The 17,176-nt window shown below is 64.0% G+C and carries 17 protein-coding genes; 8 read left to right on the top strand and 9 right to left on the bottom strand.

Features of this window, described 5'->3' with window-relative positions; genetic code table 11:
* Nucleotides 1–154 precede the first annotated feature (154 nt).
* Complete coding sequence (locus FJW08_RS23710) at nucleotides 155–1,015, bottom strand: glutathione S-transferase family protein (RefSeq protein WP_140812526.1); 861 nt, start codon at nucleotides 1,013–1,015, stop codon at nucleotides 155–157.
* A 27-nt stretch (nucleotides 1,016–1,042) separates the two neighbouring features.
* On the bottom strand, nucleotides 1,043–1,624 hold the full coding sequence (locus FJW08_RS23705) for a VOC family protein (RefSeq protein ID WP_140812525.1): 582 nt from the start codon (nucleotides 1,622–1,624) through the stop codon (nucleotides 1,043–1,045).
* A 338-nt stretch (nucleotides 1,625–1,962) separates the two neighbouring features.
* Here FJW08_RS23705 and FJW08_RS23700 point away from each other — a divergent pair, with 338 nt between their 5' ends.
* A complete protein-coding gene (locus FJW08_RS23700) occupies nucleotides 1,963–2,850 on the top strand; it encodes a DMT family transporter (RefSeq protein WP_140812524.1) in 888 nt (295 codons plus the stop codon).
* Nucleotides 2,851–2,904: 54 nt separating this feature from the next.
* Entirely contained in the window at nucleotides 2,905–3,813 is a 909-nt protein-coding gene (locus tag FJW08_RS23695; protein WP_140812523.1) for a DMT family transporter, read from the top strand.
* A 240-nt stretch (nucleotides 3,814–4,053) separates the two neighbouring features.
* On the opposite strand, the gene FJW08_RS23690 is transcribed toward FJW08_RS23695, so the two are convergent.
* Nucleotides 4,054–4,917 (bottom strand): LysR substrate-binding domain-containing protein, encoded by an 864-nt coding sequence (locus tag FJW08_RS23690; RefSeq protein ID WP_140812522.1) that lies wholly within the window; start codon nucleotides 4,915–4,917, stop codon nucleotides 4,054–4,056.
* Between the two features lie 112 nt (nucleotides 4,918–5,029).
* Here FJW08_RS23690 and FJW08_RS23685 point away from each other — a divergent pair, with 112 nt between their 5' ends.
* From FJW08_RS23685 to FJW08_RS23670, 4 genes are all read left to right on the top strand, one after another.
* Entirely contained in the window at nucleotides 5,030–5,437 is a 408-nt protein-coding gene (locus FJW08_RS23685; protein WP_140812521.1) for a 4-oxalocrotonate tautomerase family protein, read from the top strand.
* A gap of 104 nt (nucleotides 5,438–5,541) precedes the next feature.
* The gene (locus FJW08_RS23680; RefSeq protein ID WP_140812520.1) at nucleotides 5,542–7,764 is read left to right on the top strand and encodes an AMP-binding protein; all 2,223 of its coding nucleotides are present in this window, start codon (nucleotides 5,542–5,544) and stop codon (nucleotides 7,762–7,764) included.
* A gap of 195 nt (nucleotides 7,765–7,959) precedes the next feature.
* Nucleotides 7,960–8,760, top strand: a complete 801-nt coding sequence (locus FJW08_RS23675) for an NAD(P)H-binding protein (protein ID WP_140812519.1) — start codon at nucleotides 7,960–7,962, stop codon at nucleotides 8,758–8,760.
* 80 nt (nucleotides 8,761–8,840) lie between these two features.
* Nucleotides 8,841–9,434, top strand: coding sequence for a TetR/AcrR family transcriptional regulator (locus FJW08_RS23670; RefSeq protein ID WP_140812518.1), 594 nt, complete (start codon nucleotides 8,841–8,843; stop codon nucleotides 9,432–9,434).
* On the opposite strand, the gene FJW08_RS23665 is transcribed toward FJW08_RS23670, so the two are convergent.
* Nucleotides 9,431–10,249 (bottom strand): phosphatidylcholine/phosphatidylserine synthase, encoded by an 819-nt coding sequence (locus FJW08_RS23665; RefSeq protein ID WP_140759333.1) that lies wholly within the window; start codon nucleotides 10,247–10,249, stop codon nucleotides 9,431–9,433. The genes FJW08_RS23670 and FJW08_RS23665 overlap by 4 nt on opposite strands.
* Nucleotides 10,250–10,251: 2 nt before the next feature.
* Complete coding sequence (locus tag FJW08_RS23660) at nucleotides 10,252–10,950, bottom strand: phosphatidylserine decarboxylase (protein ID WP_140812517.1); 699 nt, start codon at nucleotides 10,948–10,950, stop codon at nucleotides 10,252–10,254.
* A gap of 292 nt (nucleotides 10,951–11,242) precedes the next feature.
* Here FJW08_RS23660 and FJW08_RS23655 point away from each other — a divergent pair, with 292 nt between their 5' ends.
* A complete protein-coding gene (locus FJW08_RS23655; RefSeq protein WP_140812516.1) occupies nucleotides 11,243–12,109 on the top strand; it encodes an SMP-30/gluconolactonase/LRE family protein in 867 nt (288 codons plus the stop codon).
* Nucleotides 12,110–12,166: 57 nt separating this feature from the next.
* Here the strand turns inward: FJW08_RS23655 and FJW08_RS23650 are convergent, their stop codons facing one another.
* From FJW08_RS23650 to FJW08_RS23635, 4 genes are all read right to left on the bottom strand, one after another.
* Complete coding sequence (locus FJW08_RS23650; protein ID WP_181178640.1) at nucleotides 12,167–12,520, bottom strand: antibiotic biosynthesis monooxygenase; 354 nt, start codon at nucleotides 12,518–12,520, stop codon at nucleotides 12,167–12,169.
* Between the two features lie 89 nt (nucleotides 12,521–12,609).
* A complete protein-coding gene (locus FJW08_RS23645) occupies nucleotides 12,610–14,493 on the bottom strand; it encodes an ABC transporter ATP-binding protein/permease (protein ID WP_140759327.1) in 1,884 nt (627 codons plus the stop codon).
* A gap of 25 nt (nucleotides 14,494–14,518) precedes the next feature.
* Nucleotides 14,519–14,866, bottom strand: a complete 348-nt coding sequence (locus FJW08_RS23640) for a metalloregulator ArsR/SmtB family transcription factor (RefSeq protein WP_181183025.1) — start codon at nucleotides 14,864–14,866, stop codon at nucleotides 14,519–14,521.
* 79 nt (nucleotides 14,867–14,945) lie between these two features.
* Nucleotides 14,946–16,355 (bottom strand): LysM peptidoglycan-binding domain-containing protein, encoded by a 1,410-nt coding sequence (locus tag FJW08_RS23635; RefSeq protein ID WP_140812515.1) that lies wholly within the window; start codon nucleotides 16,353–16,355, stop codon nucleotides 14,946–14,948.
* Nucleotides 16,356–16,483: 128 nt separating this feature from the next.
* On the opposite strand from FJW08_RS23635, the gene FJW08_RS23630 reads away from it, so the two are divergent.
* Complete coding sequence (locus FJW08_RS23630; protein ID WP_140759323.1) at nucleotides 16,484–17,095, top strand: TIGR00730 family Rossman fold protein; 612 nt, start codon at nucleotides 16,484–16,486, stop codon at nucleotides 17,093–17,095.
* The last annotated feature ends 81 nt before the right edge of the window (nucleotides 17,096–17,176 follow it).

Here is a 17,176-nt window from a genome sequence, read left to right as displayed (position 1 = left end):
CAACGTTCAAGCCGGTCGAGAGAAAAATTCGACTGCATCCGCACCCAGACTAACGCAAGCCCCGCCAACTTCAAGCTGGCGGGGAACCGCGACGCCACCGGTGAAATCAGTCCTGCGGCCGCCTCCGCAGCTCATGGCCCATCGATGGTTGGAATCACGCCTTGGCCTGCGACCTCACATGGGCGATGTAGCCGCGCACGTCGCCGGCAGGGCCGGCATAGGCCTTTCCGAGCTTCTTCTCCATTGCCGCCATGTATTCGCTCGCCCATTTGGGCAACGCATAGTCGATGACGGCGAGGAACTCGAGGGTCGCTGCCAGGCGGATGTCAGCGATCGACGGGGTCTTGCCGCCGATGAACGGCTTGCCGTCGCGGAAGAAGGAATGGAAGACCTCGAGCGGTTCGGCAATGGCGGCGACCGCCGCCTTCTGCGCCTCCGATTTCCTGTCCGGGTGGGCGTCACTGTGACCAACCTCGCCGGCATATTGCGGGAAGCCGAGCGCCGGATAGGTGGCGCGCGCCACATAGGGATAGAGCGTGCCGATCAGATAGAACATGGCGCTGTCTATCATCGCCCGCTTGGCTGGCGCCTTGGGGTAGAATTTCTCCAACCCATGTTTGTTGGAAAGATATTGCATGATGGCGCAGCTCTCCCAAAGCACGCCGCGCGGCAGGCCCTTGTCCTCGATCATCGGCGTCAGATGGGCCGGATTGCGCGCCATGTATTCCGGCGAGCGCGTGAGCCCCCACGCATCGGTCTCGGCATGGTCGAGCCCGGCGGCGCGGGCAAAGACGCGAACGGTCATGTTGTTGACGCTCGGCTTCAGCATGCTGATGGTCAGTGCCGGTTTTGCCTTGGCCTTGGCCGCGGTCTTGCCGGCGGCTGCCTTTGACGCCGTCTTGGCCGCTGGTTTGGCCGCTGCTTTCCCTGCCGGCTTCGCGGCGGCTTTGGCCGCCGGTTTTGGCGCTGGTTTGGCCGCCGGTTTCCTTGCGCTCTTCGTCACTGCCTTTGCCACGTATTCCTCCCCTTGCCTGTTCAGTCTTCAATATGGATTTTTGGGTGCCCGGTCGGCCGACAATGTCGCGCGCGCGTGTTCCACCAGCGCCTGGATGGCGTCAGCCAGATGCACTTCGGCGATGTTGTAGTCGCCACGCGACACGCGAAGCTTATGCGCCTTCATCAGGACGTCGGCATGGGTGAAGCCGGCAGGCGGCTCGAAACGGTAGGAGGCAAGCTCGATCAGCAGGCCGAGCGGATCCTCGAAATAGATCGAATCCATGAAGCCGCGATCCTTGACGCCGCTGTGCTTGATGGCGCGCTCGTCGAGCCGGGCGACCGCCTGCAGGAAGGTGACGCGCGACACCGAAAAGGCGATGTGATGAACGCAGCCCGGGTCGGTCGGGGTGCGACGCTTCTCGGCCGTGCGGGTCTCGTCGGTGAAGATGGTGATCAGGCGGCCGTCGCCCGGATCGAAATACAGATGGCTTTCGGTCGGCTTGTCGAGGTTGGGCTGCTCGAAGATGAAAGGCATGCCCAGCACACCTTCCCAGAAATCGATAGAGGTTTGGCGGCCGGCACCGACCAGCGTGATGTGATGGACGCCTTGCGACTGCAATTTCTGCATCGGCCTTCTCCCCCGAAATATCTGCTCTGGCAGAGGCGGGCCGTCAGGCCGCGCCTGCACATGCTACATCTGGCATGAGCTGAGCGCCAACTCCCTGTCCGTTCCCCGGCGTCTGCGCGCCTGCCCTTCGGCCTTCGCTTTATGCGACGATGCTAAACCAATCAGCCGTGCCGCGCCAGAAGCCGCATCCGGGACAGGCTGTATTTCGCGCCGCCGTTCCCTGCCCCAAACGCAAGCACGGCGCTGGAGCAGCGCCGTGCGGGATTTCGCCCGTATAGCTGGCAGGAGCGGAGCCGACTGGGGCTGGAGCCGCCTTCACTCAAGCAGGCGCACGCCTTATGGCCGATATCGCCATTCTCGACACACGCGAAAGGGTTCTCGCCGGCATCTTTTTGACCGGCGCCGCCTACTTGTTGTTTTCGACGCAGGATGCCTCGATCAAGCTGCTGGTCACCGGCATGACCGTCTGGCAGATCATGTTTTTCCGCAGCATCACCATTCTTGGTGCCTGCGCGGCCATCGGTGGGCGGGCGCTGTTCGCCGACACGGTGCGCTCGCCGATCGTGCGGCCTATGCTGGTGCGCAGTGCCTTCACGCTTGCCGCATGGCTTTGCTATTACAATGCCGCCCGCAGCCTGCAGCTCGCCGAACTGACCACCGTCTATTACGCGGCCCCGATCATCGTCACCGTGCTTTCGGTGGCCCTGCTCGGCGAAAAGGTGCCTGTTCTGCGCTGGCTGGCGGTTCTGATCGGCTTTGTCGGCGTCTTTGTCGCCTGCGACCCCGCCCATCTCGGCCTGTCGGTACCCGTGTTGTTGGTGCTGACGGCGGCCTTCCTGTGGGGCATCGCCATCGTGCTCCTGCGCAAGACCGCGCTTACCGAGCGCTCGATGATCCAGCTGCTCCTCAACAATTTCTATTTCCTGGTGTTTTCGGCGGTGCCGGCTTTGTTGTGGTGGCATACGCCGGACCCGACGCAATTGCTGCTTCTTGCCGGCGTCGGTGCACTCGGCGGCATGGCGCAATATCTTCTCTTCGAAGGCATGAAGCGCACGCCGGCATCGATCCTGGCGCCATTGGAATACACCTCACTGTTGTGGGCGTTCGCGCTCGGCTTCGCGATCTGGGGCGACGTGCCGCGCCGCGAGGTCTTTCTGGGTGCTGCCCTTATCGTCGCCGCCGGCCTGCTGATCGTCGGCGGCGAGCATTTTCGCAAGCGGCTTTGATGTTCGTTATTGCTGACGCTACGATGTCAGGATGGAGTGGCGTAGTCTTGCGGCATGACTGATCTGACAGCCACCACCGACACTGTCGCCGAGCGCACGCTGGGCATCATTCTCGTGTCATCCTCGGCGGCTGTATTCGGCCTGACCGGCGTGCTGACCAAGTCGATCCATGCCGATCCGCTGACGATCACCTGCTGGCGCGGCTTTGTCGGCGCGATCCTGATCAGCCTCTACGTGCTGTGGCGCCGCCGCCGTGCCGGCAACCGCGAACCGCTGCGGCTTGGCTGGCGCGGCTGGCTGCTGGCGGTAGAAGGCGCGCTGGCCAGCATCGCCTTCATTTCGGCTTTCAAGTTTACTTTCGTCGCCAATGTCGCGGTGATCTACGCGACCTCGCCCTTCATTGCCGCCGTACTGGCCTGGATGCTGGTGCGCGAGCCTTTCCGCCTGCAAACGATGGTGGCCGCGGCCGTGTCGCTGTGCGGGGTCGCCATCATGGTGTGGTCGGGTTTCGGCACCGGCAACCTGTTCGGCGACGGGCTGGCGCTGCTGATGACGGCCGGCAGTGCGCTCTACATGATCATGGTGCGCGCCTTCCGCGACACGCCTGTGGTGTGGGCCGGCGCGGTTTCGGCCTTTCTGTTGTTCATACTCGGCTGGTTCGTCACCGATCCCCTGGCGGTCTCAGCAAGGGACTCGGTTCTGCTTGCCACGTTCGGCGCGTCCTTCGCGCTGGCTTCCATCCTGTGGACGGAAGGCTCGCGGCTTATCCCGGCGCCTGAATCCGGCCTGCTCGGCTCGGCGGAAGTGCCGTTCGCGATCTTGTTTGCATTTCTGTTCCTGGCCGAAATACCCCCGGTGGCCAGCATGGTCGGCGGCGCGATCGTGCTCTGCGCGGTCTTTGCCCACGCCGGCCGCGACTGGCTGATGGCACGCTCCCGGCAAGCGTCGTCAGATATTTCTTAAAAAATTTCGGAAGTCACGGAACCATCACCTTGCCCGGACATTGTTGGTGCGACGGGCCACCCCCCAAGTCCCCCCAAACCCCTCGGCCCGTCCTACCTCCAAGCCGACCGCAAGGTCGGCTTTTTCTTTGCCAAGACCAGCCCGACCGCAAGGTCGGCTTTTTCTTTGTGTAGACCGGCTCGACCGCAGGTCGGCTTTTCCTTGCCAACAGGCTGATAGCGGAATGCGGCCTCGCTGAAATCAACCAGGCGATCCGGAGAGAGCCAGGTTGGCAGCCAGCAACGCCGCCAGATCGTTCGCGGACGCATCGGCGCCGACGCGCAGCCGGATCGCGAACTCAGCCATCGGAACAGGCGGCAGGCCAAGTTCGCGGGGCGCCTCGACAATGCCGGAATGGGCAAAGCGGGGGGTTCGCAAGGTCAGCGCCACGCCGGCATTCACCGCGGTGCGCAGGCCGGCCAGGCTGGCACTGCCGGCGGCGATGCGATAGCGGCGGCCCGCGGCATCGAGCGCGGCGAGTGCCGCCTCGCGAAACCCGCAATAGGGATCGAGCAGCGCCAGCGGCAATTCTTCCTGCCGCGAGGCCAGCCCCTTGCTCGAACACAGCCATATCATCGGCTCGCGCAGCACGCCGACCTCGTCCGGCGCCGCCGTCCGCCGCATGACGGTCGCCAGATCGAGGCTACCGGCCTCCAGCGCCTGCGCCAGTTCGGCGGAGCGGCCGACACGCAGTTCGAGCCTGACGCGCGGATGGCTGGTGGCGAATGCACGCAACAGGTCCGGCAGGCCGCTATCGGCGAAATCCTGTGTCGTGCCGATGGCGACGCGCCCGGCAGCGCGTGCGCCTTTCAGCGCGAGCCAAGCCTCGCGATGTACCGCAAGAATGCGCCTGGCGTGGCCGACGAGGTCCTCGCCTGTGGGCGTCAGGCCGCGCCCCCTGCCCTGCGGCGCCAGAAGCGGCTCGCCGACTATCTCCTCCAGACGCTGCATCTGCGCCGTTACCGCCGACGGTGAGCGGCCGACATTGGCCGCCGCCTGCGCCAGCGAACCGCTGTCGACGAACGCAAGGAAGGTTCTGAGGAGGTCGGGATCGAGCGTTTCCATAATTCGATACTATCGAATCTTAAGTTGAAAACAATTCGATTTTTTTGATCCTGGAATGATGGCACGGTCTCTCCGACGGCGACCGACGCCGGTCAAACAAAGGAGAAGAAAAATGCCCATCATCAATGTCGGCGTCACCGGCAAGCCGGACGCCACCCTGTCCGCCGAGATCGCCAGAGAAATAACCGAGATCACCGCCGCGCATCTGCGCAAGGACCCGACGCTCACCGCGGTTGCCGTTTCCTATCTCGACCCACAGCACTGGTTCGCCGGCGGCAAGTCGCTCGCCGAGCACGGCACCAACACATTCTGGCTCGACATCAAGGTGGTCGACGGCACCAACACCAAGCTCGAACTGGAGGCCTATCTCAAGACGATCTTCGACGCCTTTGGCCGCCTGCTGGGCGGCGTGCACCAGGAAAGCTATGCTTTCGTGCACGAGGTCCCGGCAGCCGCCTATGGCTATGGCGGCAAGACGCAGGAGTTCCGTTTCATCAGCGGGCGGCTGAAGGCGGCGTGAGGGCGCCCCTTCCGCATTGACCTTGCCTCGACTTCCGCTAGGCTCTGCCCCCGGAAGCGGCCGTACAAGAGCCGCAATGACAAAATCGTTGGGAGAGACGCGGTATGATCCTGACACTGGCGCTGCTTGCGGGTCTGGTTGTGGCCTTGCTGCTGATCGGGGCGGTTGAGAAATTCCGCCTCGGCCTGCGCTTCACCCAGGCGCTGCTCTACGTGCCGTTCAAGCTCGCCTACCGGATCAGCGACAATCGCATCAGGGTCGCCCGCAAGGCGCAGGTGCCGGTCATCTATGTCATCTCGCACCAGTCGCGCTTCGAGCCGGCGCTGATGCTGTCGCTGCTGCCCGACGACACGCTGCATATACTCGACGAGGTTTCGGCGCGCTCGCCTTGGCTCGAACCCTGGCGCGAACTTGGCCGCACCATTGCCTTCAACGCCGAACATGTCTTCGTCAGCCGCCGGCTGGTGCGCGTGCTGAAGGGCAAGGGCCGGTTGGCCGTCTACCTGCCGGACGCGGTCGAGCCCGACGTCAAGACGTTTCGGCTGTTTCGCGCCGTCACCCGCATCGCCATGCAGGCCGATGCCCGCATGGTGCCGATCTTCGTCGCCGGTGCACGCAATCTGCCGGTCTCGCTGACACCTAGGGACAAGGCACCGCGTCACTGGTTTCCACGGCTCTCGATCAGTGTTCTGGAGCCGATGACGATCGCCGAACTGGTGGCGCGCAACCCGGACCAGGCCTCGAATACCAATGCGCTGTTCGACCGCGTCGCCGAGGCCCGGCTTTTCGGCACCGACCTCGATCGCGGCCTGTTCCTGGCCATGCGCGATGCCGCTGACCGTGTCGGCGCCTCGCACACCATCATCGAAGATGTCATCTCGGGGGCCTTGAGCTACCGCAAGATGTTCATCGGCGCGCGCGTGCTGGGCAGGCGCTTCGAGGCGGTGACGGCGCCGGGCGAAGCGGTGGGAGTGATGCTGCCCAACGCCAACGGCGTCGTATTGTCGTTCGTCGGCCTTCTGTCGGCGGGCCGAGTGGCGGCGATGATCAACTACACGGCCGGGCCGGCGAGCGTCACCGCGGCGGTCCGCACGGCCGTCATCCGCACCGTCGTCTCTTCACGCGCCTTCGTCGAGAAGGCCGATCTCGCCGATGTCGTCGCGGCGGTCGAAAAGGGCGGCGCCAGGCTGCTGTGGCTGGAGGATCTGCGGACCAGCGTCACCACGCTGGACAAGCTTGCGGCCGCCTTGCTGTGGCGCCTGCCGCTGCAGCGGCAGGATGCAGCCAAGCCGGGCGTGATCCTGTTCACCTCGGGTTCCGAGGGCACGCCGAAGGCGGTCGTTTTGTCGCAAAAGAACCTTCTCGCCAATGCCATGCAGGCCGAGGCGCGCATCACCATCTCGCCGGCGGACATCCTGCTCAACGTGCTGCCGGTGTTCCATTCGTTCGGCCTGACGGGCGGCACCATCCTGCCGCTGGTCACCGGGGTAAAACTGTTCCTCTATCCCTCGCCTCTCCATTACAAGATCATCCCCGAGATCGCGCGCAAGGTGAAACCGACCATCATGTTCGGCACCGACACGTTCCTCGCCAACTATGCGCGCACCGCCAAGGACGGGGATTTCTCCAGCCTGCGCTTCGTCGTCGCCGGCGCCGAGGCGGTGAAGCCGGATACCCGCCGCGTCTATCGCGAACGCTTCCAGGCCGAGATCATCGAAGGCTTCGGACTGACCGAGGCCGCACCCGTGGTTGCCGTCAACACCGCGATCCATGGGCGCGACGGCACGGTCGGGCGGTTGCTGCCGGCCATCCGCATGAAGCTGGAGCCGGTCGAAGGCATCAATGATGCCGGCCAGTTGTGGCTCGAAGGACCGAACATGATGATGGGCTACATGACCGCGGATCGCCCCGGCGAGCTACAGCCCCTGACCGGCTGGCACGACACGGGCGACATCGTCGCCGTCGACCGCGAAGGCTTCATCAGCATTCGCGGACGCGCTAAGCGCTTCGCCAAGATCGCCGGCGAGATGGTGTCACTGGGCGCGGTCGAGATGCTGGTGCAGTCGCTTTGGCCGGAAGAACGCCACGCGGCGGTGGCGGTGCCGGACAAGAGGCGCGGCGAGCGCATCGTGCTGGTCACCACCGCTGACGATGCGAGCGCAGAGGAACTGCGACAGTTCGGCAAAAAGGCCGGAGCGGCCGAACTGATGGTGCCAAACGACATCGTCAAGGTCGAAGAAATCCCGGTGCTCGGTTCGGGCAAGACCGATTATGTGTCGACCAGGAAGCTGGCGATCGACCGGCTGGGGTTTGGCGTCGCAGCTTAGTGATCGCCCACGCCAGACTCGTATAAACGCCCCCTTTCGGGATCGCCTGACCGAGACTGCGCCGTCGTGACGCAGCCATTCAGATGGACAAATCATCGGTGAGGGATTACTCACTCACCGAGCCAAGAGACGCTGGGCATGCCTGTTTCAGCCAGCGCGATATGACACCTCCTTTGCACGGGAAAGAGATCCCGAATGGCAAAAGTCCTCGTCACCGGCGGCACCGGACATCTCGGACGCGATCTCGTGCCGGCACTGACTGCGTCCGGGCACGCCGTCAGGTTGCTGGCCAGGAAAGCCGGGCCGGACCGCTCCGTGGAATGGGCGCTCGGCGATCTCGCAACGGGCGAAGGCGTCGAAGAAGCCCTTGGCGGCATCGATACGGTCATCCATGCAGCGACGCTGTCGCCGATCGCCAGGCGCGGTATGCGGCCGATCGATTTCTTCTCCAGTCCGTCGGATGTCGACGTCGAGGGCACGCGGCGGCTGCTTGCCGCATCGCAGCGCGCCGATGTCTCACATTTCATCTTCGTGTCGATCGTCGGCCTCGACTTCAGCACCCTGCCCTATAGCCGCGTGAAGCTGGCGGGCGAGCAGCTTGTGCGGACGTCGCCGCTCTCGTGGTCGGTCATCCGCGCGACCCCATTCTTTTACCTTCTGGCGCAGATGCTGGCCGGGCTGAGATGGCTGCCGGTCTGGCCGCTGCCGACCTCGCCCTCAAATACCGTCGATACGCGCGACGTCGCCAGCTATCTGGCCCAGGCTGTCAGCGATGGAGAACGCGGCGTCCGCCCGCAGATTGGCGGACCCGAAGTGATGCCGTTTTCGACATTCGCTCGACAATATCGCGATGTGCTCGGGCTGCGGCGTCTCATTCTGCCGTTTCCGGTCAGTCGAAAGATAAGCCTTGCCCTGGGCCTTGTCGAAACCAGCGAGCGGCTGGGAGAAAGAACATGGAAGGCATGGCTTTCCGAGCAGGGCGGAGGCGCGCCGTGAGCGATCCTTGATTTCGCACGGGGATGTTATTGTCGGACGCCGAATCCCCGCCACCAGGATCGGAGTGAACAGGAACAGCCATGAAGCCGCCATCCGCAGGACGCGAGCGCATTCTACGCGAAGCCATCCGCCTGTTCGCCGAGCGCGGTTATGACCGAACCAGCGTTCCCGAAATTCAGGAGGCCGCCGGCCTGTCGCGTGGCTCGGGTGCGCTCTACAAGCACTTTCCCTCGAAGGAAGCGCTGCTTGCCGCGGCTATCGACCGGTTTGTCGGAACGGCACGGGAGGGACGGGCCGAGCTTGGCGAACAGGCGCTTGCTGTCGATCAGGGGGCGCGCCGGGTCGTGGAGGGCATGCTGGAAAAACTCGGCGCGAATCGCGACATGCTCAGAATCCTGTGGCGCGATCTCGAGCACTTCCCGGAATTGAAGGCCTCGGCGCGTGGCGAGATCATGCAGAACACCTACCACGCAGTCGCCGAATGGCTGCGGGAGCGTCAGCGCCAGGGCGAACTGCGCCCCCATGACAGCGACGCGGTCGCCGCCGTCATCGTCGGCAGCGTCGCCATGTTCCGCGTCTTCGAAGCGATCTGGACCGAGCGCTCGATCGAGGTCAGCGACGACCGCTTCGCGTCCGCCTGGACCGATTTGCTGATCCGGGGCCTGAGGCCCTAACCTATATCCGAAGGCGGCACCTTCTCGCCCTCCAGCCTGGCGCGCTTGGAATAGGCGCGCACGGAAAACGGCAGGAAGATCAGGTAGCCCGCCACCGATGCCGTCAGCGTGTACCAGGGGTAGGTCATCAGCAGTAGGATGTAGAGCACGACGGCGAGGATGACCGGCAGCACCCTGTCGCCGGGGATTTTGATGCTCTTGCCGGAATAGACCGGCAACCGGCTGACCAGCAGGAAGGCGACCAGGATGGTGAAGCCTGTGGCGACGAAGGCGGCCGGCCTGCTGGGCTCCACTCCAAGGCGCAGGAAATAGAGGTAGAGCGGCAGCATCACCAGCACGGCGCCCGCCGGCGCCGGCACACCGACGAAATATTCGGACTGCCATATTGGGCGTTCGGTCTTCTCGTCGTCGAGCACGTTGAAGCGCGCGAGCCTAAGCCCGCAGGCAATCGCAAACAGCAGTGCCGCGATCCAGCCCGGCGAGCCGGCACGGTCGAGCAGGAAGGCATAGAGCACCAGGGCCGGCGCGACACCGAAATTGACGATGTCGGCCAGCGAATCCATCTGCGCGCCGAATTTGGAGGTCGCCTTCAGCATGCGAGCCAGGCGGCCATCGATGCCGTCGAGAAAAGCGGCCAGCAGCACCATCACCACCGCAGTTTCAAAGCGATTTTCGAAAGCGAAACGGATACCCGACAAGCCGGCGCAGATGGCAAGCACGGTGACGAGATTAGGCAGCACCATGCGCATCGGGATCTCGCGGATGCGCGGACCGCCGCTGGCATGGGCTTCGAATTTTTTATACTGCGTGCCCACCGTCAGGAAATCCGCACGAGGGGCGTGCCGGCGATCCCGCCGAATTCGGCCAGCACCGTTTCGCCGCCGACCGCGGTCTGGCCAACGGCAACGCGCGGCGTGGCGGTCAAAGGCAGGAATACGTCGACGCGCGAGCCGAAACGGATCAGGCCGAAACGCTCGCCTGTGCCGATCGAAGCGCCGGCCTCGGTCCAGCAGACAATACGGCGCGCCACCAGTCCGGCGATCTGGACTGCCGCCACCGTGCCGTTGGGGCTCTCGATGACAAGGCCGTTGCGCTCATTTTCGGTGCTCGCCTTGTCCAGCTCGGCATTGAGGAACTTTCCGGGGCGATGCTCGATCTTGGCAATGCGGCCGCGCACCGGAGAGCGGTTCACGTGGCAGGAAAAGACGTTCATGAACACGGAGATGCGGGTCATCTCGACATTGCCGAGGCTAAGCTCGCGCGGTGGCACGGCAGGTCCCACCGCCGAGATGATGCCATCGGCGGGGCTCACCACGAGACGATCATCGACGGGCGTGACGCGCTCGGGATCGCGGAAGAAATAGACGCACCAGGCGGTCAGGATCAGGCCGATCCAGAAGAGGATCGAGGAGAAATAGCCGAGGAACAGCGTCGCCGCGCCAAAGGCGGCGATGAAGGGATAACCTTCGCGATGGATCGGTACGAACGCGTTCTTGACCGTGTCGACAAGGCTCATGGGGCGGTCCCTGTTTCAGGTCCGGCCTCAATAGCCGAAACACCCCCTGCCCGCAACGCGACAATGGGCGGCGCGGGTTTGTCTTCAGCTTCCGCCGCGATGGCGAGGCGCTTGTCATCAAGGATGGCAATTGAGACCCGCCATCATGCGGCGCCAACGGTCACGCCGATGGAGTGTTTCTTCGTGAGCGAAAAACATTAAGCCCGCTGTCGGCAAATCGTCTTCTCGCCCGTCCTTGGTGAGAAGCGCCTCATCACAGGGCTGATGACGCGCGCAACGGAGGTTCCTGATCATGCGAATATCATCCGGCAACAAAGCGCATATCGTCATGGAAGGTCTCGCCTTCGGCGAATCGCCGCGTTGGCATGATGGACGCCTGTGGGTCTGCAACTGGGGCACCGGCGAGATCATTGCCGTCGATGCGCACGGCAACAGCGAGATCATGCTCAGGGTTCCGGCTGTGCTGCCCTACTCCATCGACTGGCTGCCGGATGGTCGTCTGCTGGTTGTCTCAGGCCGCGAGGGCCTGCTGTTGCGGCAGGAAGCCGATGGCTCGCTCGTCACCCACGCCGATCTGCGCGGCCTGTCGAAGAGTCCATGGAACGAGATCGTCGTCGATGGGCGGGGCAACATCTATGTCAATGGCGGCGGGCCCGCGCCGGCACACGACCAGCATTTCGGCTCCGGCACCATCGTCTTGGTCACACCGGATGGAAAGGTCAGGCAAGTGGCGGACACCATCGCCTTCGCCAACGGCATGGCGGTGACCCCTGACAACAAGACGCTGATCATCGCCGAATCCCACGCCAACAGGCTGACCGCTTTCGACATCGCCGCCGACGGCGCTTTGTCCAACCGACGCATCTGGGCTGAACTCGACGGATATCCCGACGGCATCTGCCTCGATGCCGAAGGGACTGTCTGGTACGCGGATGTTCCCAACAAGCACTGCGTGCGGGTGCGCGAAGGCGGTGACGTCTTGCAGACCGTCATCGCCGATCGCGGCTGCTTTGCCTGCATGCTGGGCGGTGCGGGCAGGAAAACGCTGTTCATCACCGCCGCCGAGTGGCGCGGCTTCGAGCATATGACAAGCGACGCCCGCACCGGCCAGGTGCTCGCCATTGAAGCGCCGGCACCGGGCGTGGGCTGGCCTGGCTAGGGCAATTCCAGGAAAAGTGCGCAGCGGTTTTCCCGGGAAAAGCGCGTAGCGCTTTCCCTAGAGTCCAGGCACGCGCTGATAGTTGGCGATATCAGCCCGCACTCCGAGCCGGGCGATCGTCTCCTGCGGGTTGAAGGCTATGCGCTCGTGCGCCGCCTTGACGATCGGCACCACATTGTCGACGGCGGCCTGGCTTTCCCATTCGACGATGGTGACGAGGTTGAATTCCCCCGGTCCGGAGAATTGCTCGAGCAGGAAATCCTGGACGAAGCCTTGCTGCAGACGCAGCAACTCATGCGTCATCTTCACCTTTGCGAGGATCTCATCGCGAGCATTGGCGGGTACGACGAACTTGTCGACCCTAAACACGCTTCCGCCATTAACACTTTGATCCGTAACGCTGATATCCATTTGATTCCGTCCTCGAGGATGCTGTTTTTCGGCTCTCGGGCACGGTCTACAATCTCAACTTAAGTTGAGGTCAAGAGGTTTTTTTCGAGCTACGACATCTCCGACGTGCGCCGGCGCACTACGACACCCAGTTCGTCGCTTTCCCGGGCAATGCGCAGCCGCTCTTCGGCTTCGGTCGCCTCGCGCTGGCGGTCCCACATCGAGGCGTAGAGGCCGTGCTTTCGCATCAGCTCGACATGGGTGCCGCGCTCGGCGATCTGACCATCCTTGAGCACGATGATCTCGTCGGCCGAAATCACCGTCGACAGGCGGTGGGCGATGACGATGGTGGTGCGGCCCTTGCTGACCAGGTCGAGCGCGGCCTGGATCTCCTGCTCGGTGTGGCTGTCGAGCGCCGAAGTGGCTTCGTCGAGCATCAGGATCGGCGGTGCCTTCAGGATGGTGCGGGCGATCGCCACGCGTTGCTTCTCGCCACCGGAGAGCTTCAGCCCGCGCTCGCCGACCATCGACTTGTAGCCGTCGGGCAGCTTCTCGATGAACGGTCCGATCTGGGCGAGTTCGGCGGCCTTGCGCACCTCTTCCTCGCCGGCGCTGACACGGCCGTAGCGGATGTTGTAGGCGATGGTGTCGTTGAACAGCACGGTGTCCTGCGGCACCATGCCGAGTACCGCGCGCAGGCTGTCCTGCGTCACATCCCTGATATCCTGGCCGTCGATCAGCACCTGACCACCCTGTACGTCGTAGAAGCGGAACAGCAGCCGCGAGATGGTCGACTTGCCCGCGCCCGACGGCCCGACAATGGCAACCGTCTTGCCGGCCGGCACTTCGAAGGAGACGCCCTTCAGGATCTTGCGGTTCGGATCATAGGAAAAGTGGACGTCTCGGAACTCGACCTTGCCGGCACCGACGGACAGCGGCTTGGCGCTGGGCTTGTCGATGATCTCCTGCGGCACGTCGAGCAGGTCGAACATGTGCTCGATGTCGGTCAACCCTTGCCGGATTTCGCGATAGATGAAGCCGATGAAGTTGAGCGGCACGGAAAGCTGCACCAGCATGGCATTGATAAAAACGAAATCGCCGACGCTCTGGGTGCCAGCCTGCACCTCCAGCGCCGACATGCACATGACGACGACCGTGCCGACACCGAAGATGAAGCCCTGGCCAAAGTTCAGCCAGCCGAGCGAGGTCCAGGTCTTGGTGGCGGCGATCTCGTAACGCGCCATAGAGCGGTCGAAGCGCTCGGCCTCCATGCGCTCATTGGTGAAATATTTGACCGTCTCGAAATTGAGCAGCGAGTCGATCGCCTTGGTGTTGGCGTCGGTGTCGCTGTCGTTCATGTCGCGGCGGATCGAGATGCGCCAGTCGCTCGCCTTGACGGTGAACCAGACGTAGACGCAGACGGTGATCGCCACCACGGCCACATATTTCCAGCCATAGGTGAAGCCGAATATGCCGGCGGTCAGCGCGAATTCGAGGATCGTCGGCGCCGTGTTGAGCATGATGAAGCGCACGATCGTCTCGATGCCCTTGGTGCCGCGCTCAATGATGCGCGACAGGCCGCCGGTGCGGCGCTCCAGGTGGAAGCGCAACGACAGCTGATGCATGTGCACGAACGTGCGGAAGGCAAGCTGACGCACCGCATGCTGGCCGACGCGGGCAAACAGCGCGTCGCGCAGCTGGTTGAAGCCGAGCTGGACGAGCCTCAGTACATTATAGGCAATGACCAGCATCACCGGGGCAAGCATGAACGACGGCAGCGGCGGGGGCGTTTTGAAACCTCCCGCCAGCGCATCGGTTGCCCATTTGAAGAAATAGGGACCGGCGACCAGCGTCACCTTGGCCACGACCAGCAGCAGCGTCGCCCAGGTCACCCGTGCCCTCAGGTCGGCGCGGTCGGCCGGCCACATATAGGGCCAGAGATTGCGCAATGTCGTGAGTGTCGAGGTGTCGGCGGATACGGTTTTTTCGGCCACTTTTCTTGCCTTTTGGATGAGAGGGTCAGCGGCCGGAGCAGCAGGACTTGATGAGTGCGCTCAGTGATGCCGATACATCGGCAAGTGCCGCGCGATCGACAGCATAGCGCGATCGTTGACGATCGGGCTCGAACCGAACCAGGCCGGCCTCGACCAATATCTTCAGATGCTGGGAGATGGTCGACTGCGCCAGATCGAAATGGTCGACGACCTCACGGCAGCAGCAGGAATTGCTGGCGGACAGATGCTTCAGTATCTCGATCCGCGCCGGATGCGAAAGTGCTGCGAACCGCGCCGCGACAGCGCGGCTGTCCGGCATGCAGACGGACAGTGCCGAGACGGCGTGGTCTGGTATGGGGATGCACTCTGTCATCGTTCATCGGCGATAGACGATGACCGATGACAGGGCAAGCTAGACCGATGGGTAGATCGCCGGAATTGCCGGTCTCTCGCTATTCCGTCTTCGTCCGTGCAGTGGGCGCCTGTTCACCCATCGCCTTGAAGTCGGCGGCTTCGCCTTCCTTCGACTTTTCCGGGACTTTGAACACCTGCCCCGGCCAGATGCGGTTCGGATTCCTGATCTGGTCCTGGTTGGCGAGGTATATGGTGGAGTAGCGCGTGCCGTGACCATAGACGCGCCGTGAAATCCGCCACAACGTATCGTTGCGACGAATGATGACCGCGCCGGCGGCATGTTCGAGCTTGGGCGACACGATTTCAGGCACGTCGCTCGGCGGCGTGGCAGCCGCGACGACGGCCGGGGCATCGGTGGCCGGTGCGGTCTCGGCCGGAGCAGCGGCGGCCGCAGGCTTGGTCTCGGCGGGTGCAACGGCGGCGACCGCCTCGCCCGCCTCGCGCTCGAAGGGCACTGCGGCGCGAGCCACCACCTTCACGCCGTCGGCATCGAGGCCGTCGACGTGGATGGTGTAGCTGCCGACCGGAATGTCGCGCGTCGCCTCGACCAGGAAATGGCCGTCCGACGACGTCTGTGCGTCGCCGAGCGGAATGTCGTTGGCATAGGCGCGCACCTTGCGGCCCGGATCGGCGAGGCCGGCGACAAAGATCTTGTTGCCTTCGATCTCGACCGCCTCGACGACGATCTTGGGTTCGGTCACAGCGGGCGCGGCCGGTGCCGCCGGAGCTGGCTTTGCTTCAACCACGCCTGGCGCGGTCGCCGCCGGCACGGCGGGCGCTGGAGCGGCAGCCTGGTCGCCGGTTGCCGGCGCAGGCTTTGTCTCGGGCGCCGGGACCGTCAGCAGTTCGGCCGGTTTGCCTGGCTCCTCGACCATGGCCAGCACCTGGCCGGCCGCATTCGCCGGCACCGAGACCACGGCGGTCTGCGCCGAGGCGGTCACGACCGTGCCGACCGTCGAACGCAAGGCGATTGTATAGTCGCCGGGCTTCAGCGGATCGTCGAGCACGATGACAAAGGCGCCATCGGGACCAGCCACCGTGGAGCCGATCACCGTCGTGCCGTTGAGGATTTCGACCTTCGAGTTGGGCGCCGCGTTGCCGGCAATGACGATCGAGCCGTTGCCCTCGACGCGCACGACGTCGAAAGTCGGGGCGATCGGACCCGCCGTCGCGGGCGCCGCAGGCGCCGCCGCATCGGTTGCGGGCGCCGCCGGGGCTGCTGCCTGGGGTGCCGTGGCCGGAGCGGCCGGCACCGCCGGAGCCGGCAGGCGCCCTTCCGTGCCCGGATCGGCCGGCTTCGGCGTCGCGGGCGGCGTCAACGCCGCGACTTCCGCCGGCGGCGTGCGATGAAGATACGGGTCGAGTGCGCCCGATACATAGGCGGTTCCCGCGGCCGCGACGGTCCCACCCGCCGCGAACAAGAACGCCTTCAATGGATTGATCGCCATGTACTTCCCTGCCCCTTAGCCACCTAACGCCGGTCTAGCGTGTTTTGCCATGACCGACAAGAAAAAGCCCGGCCTTCTCAGCCCTTGGGGCTTGACCGCGCTTTCAGACCCAATCACCAATCATCGGTATGAACACGATTCGATCCGTCTGCGTCTATTGCGGCTCGTCTCCGGGCCGCGATGAAATCTATGTCAAGGCCGGTCACCTGCTTGGACGCTCAATTGCCAAGTCAGGACTGCGGCTGGTCTATGGCGGCGGCACCAAAGGCATCATGGGCGCCGTCGCCGAAGGCGCGCTCAAGGCCGGCGGCAAGGTGACGGGCATCATCCCGCGCTTCCTCATCAACAAGGAAGCAACCGAAACCGCGCTTGACCGGCTCGACGAGTTGCTGATCACCGACAACATGCACGAGCGCAAACACAAGATGTTCGAGAAATCCGACGCCTTTGTGGCGCTGCCCGGTGGCATCGGCACAGTCGAGGAGATCGTCGAGATCATGACCTGGGCGCAACTCGGCCATCACCGCAAGCCGATCGTCTTCGGCAATATCAACGGATTCTGGGACCCGATGACGGCGATGCTTGACCACATGGCGGCGGAGGGCTTCATTCACACGGCGCAACGGGTCAAGCCGCTGGTCGTCAACGATCCGGAGGCAATCGTCGCCGCCATCATGGTGGCCGGGTCCTCGGTCGACGCGCCGACGGAAGGCGTCCAGTCGGTGATCGACAAGATGTAGAGTTACGGGAGTATGGTAGTAGGTTTGCAGTCTCCGGCGTGTACACTTTTCCCCTACTCCCCTACTCCCCTACTCCCCTAC

Origin of the sequence: Mesorhizobium sp. B3-2-1 (genome assembly GCF_006439515.1) — a bacterium.
Lineage (GTDB): Bacteria > Pseudomonadota > Alphaproteobacteria > Rhizobiales > Rhizobiaceae > Mesorhizobium.
The sequence above is the reverse complement of the archived record's forward strand: the minus strand, read 5'-3'. Positions and strand labels throughout refer to the sequence as shown.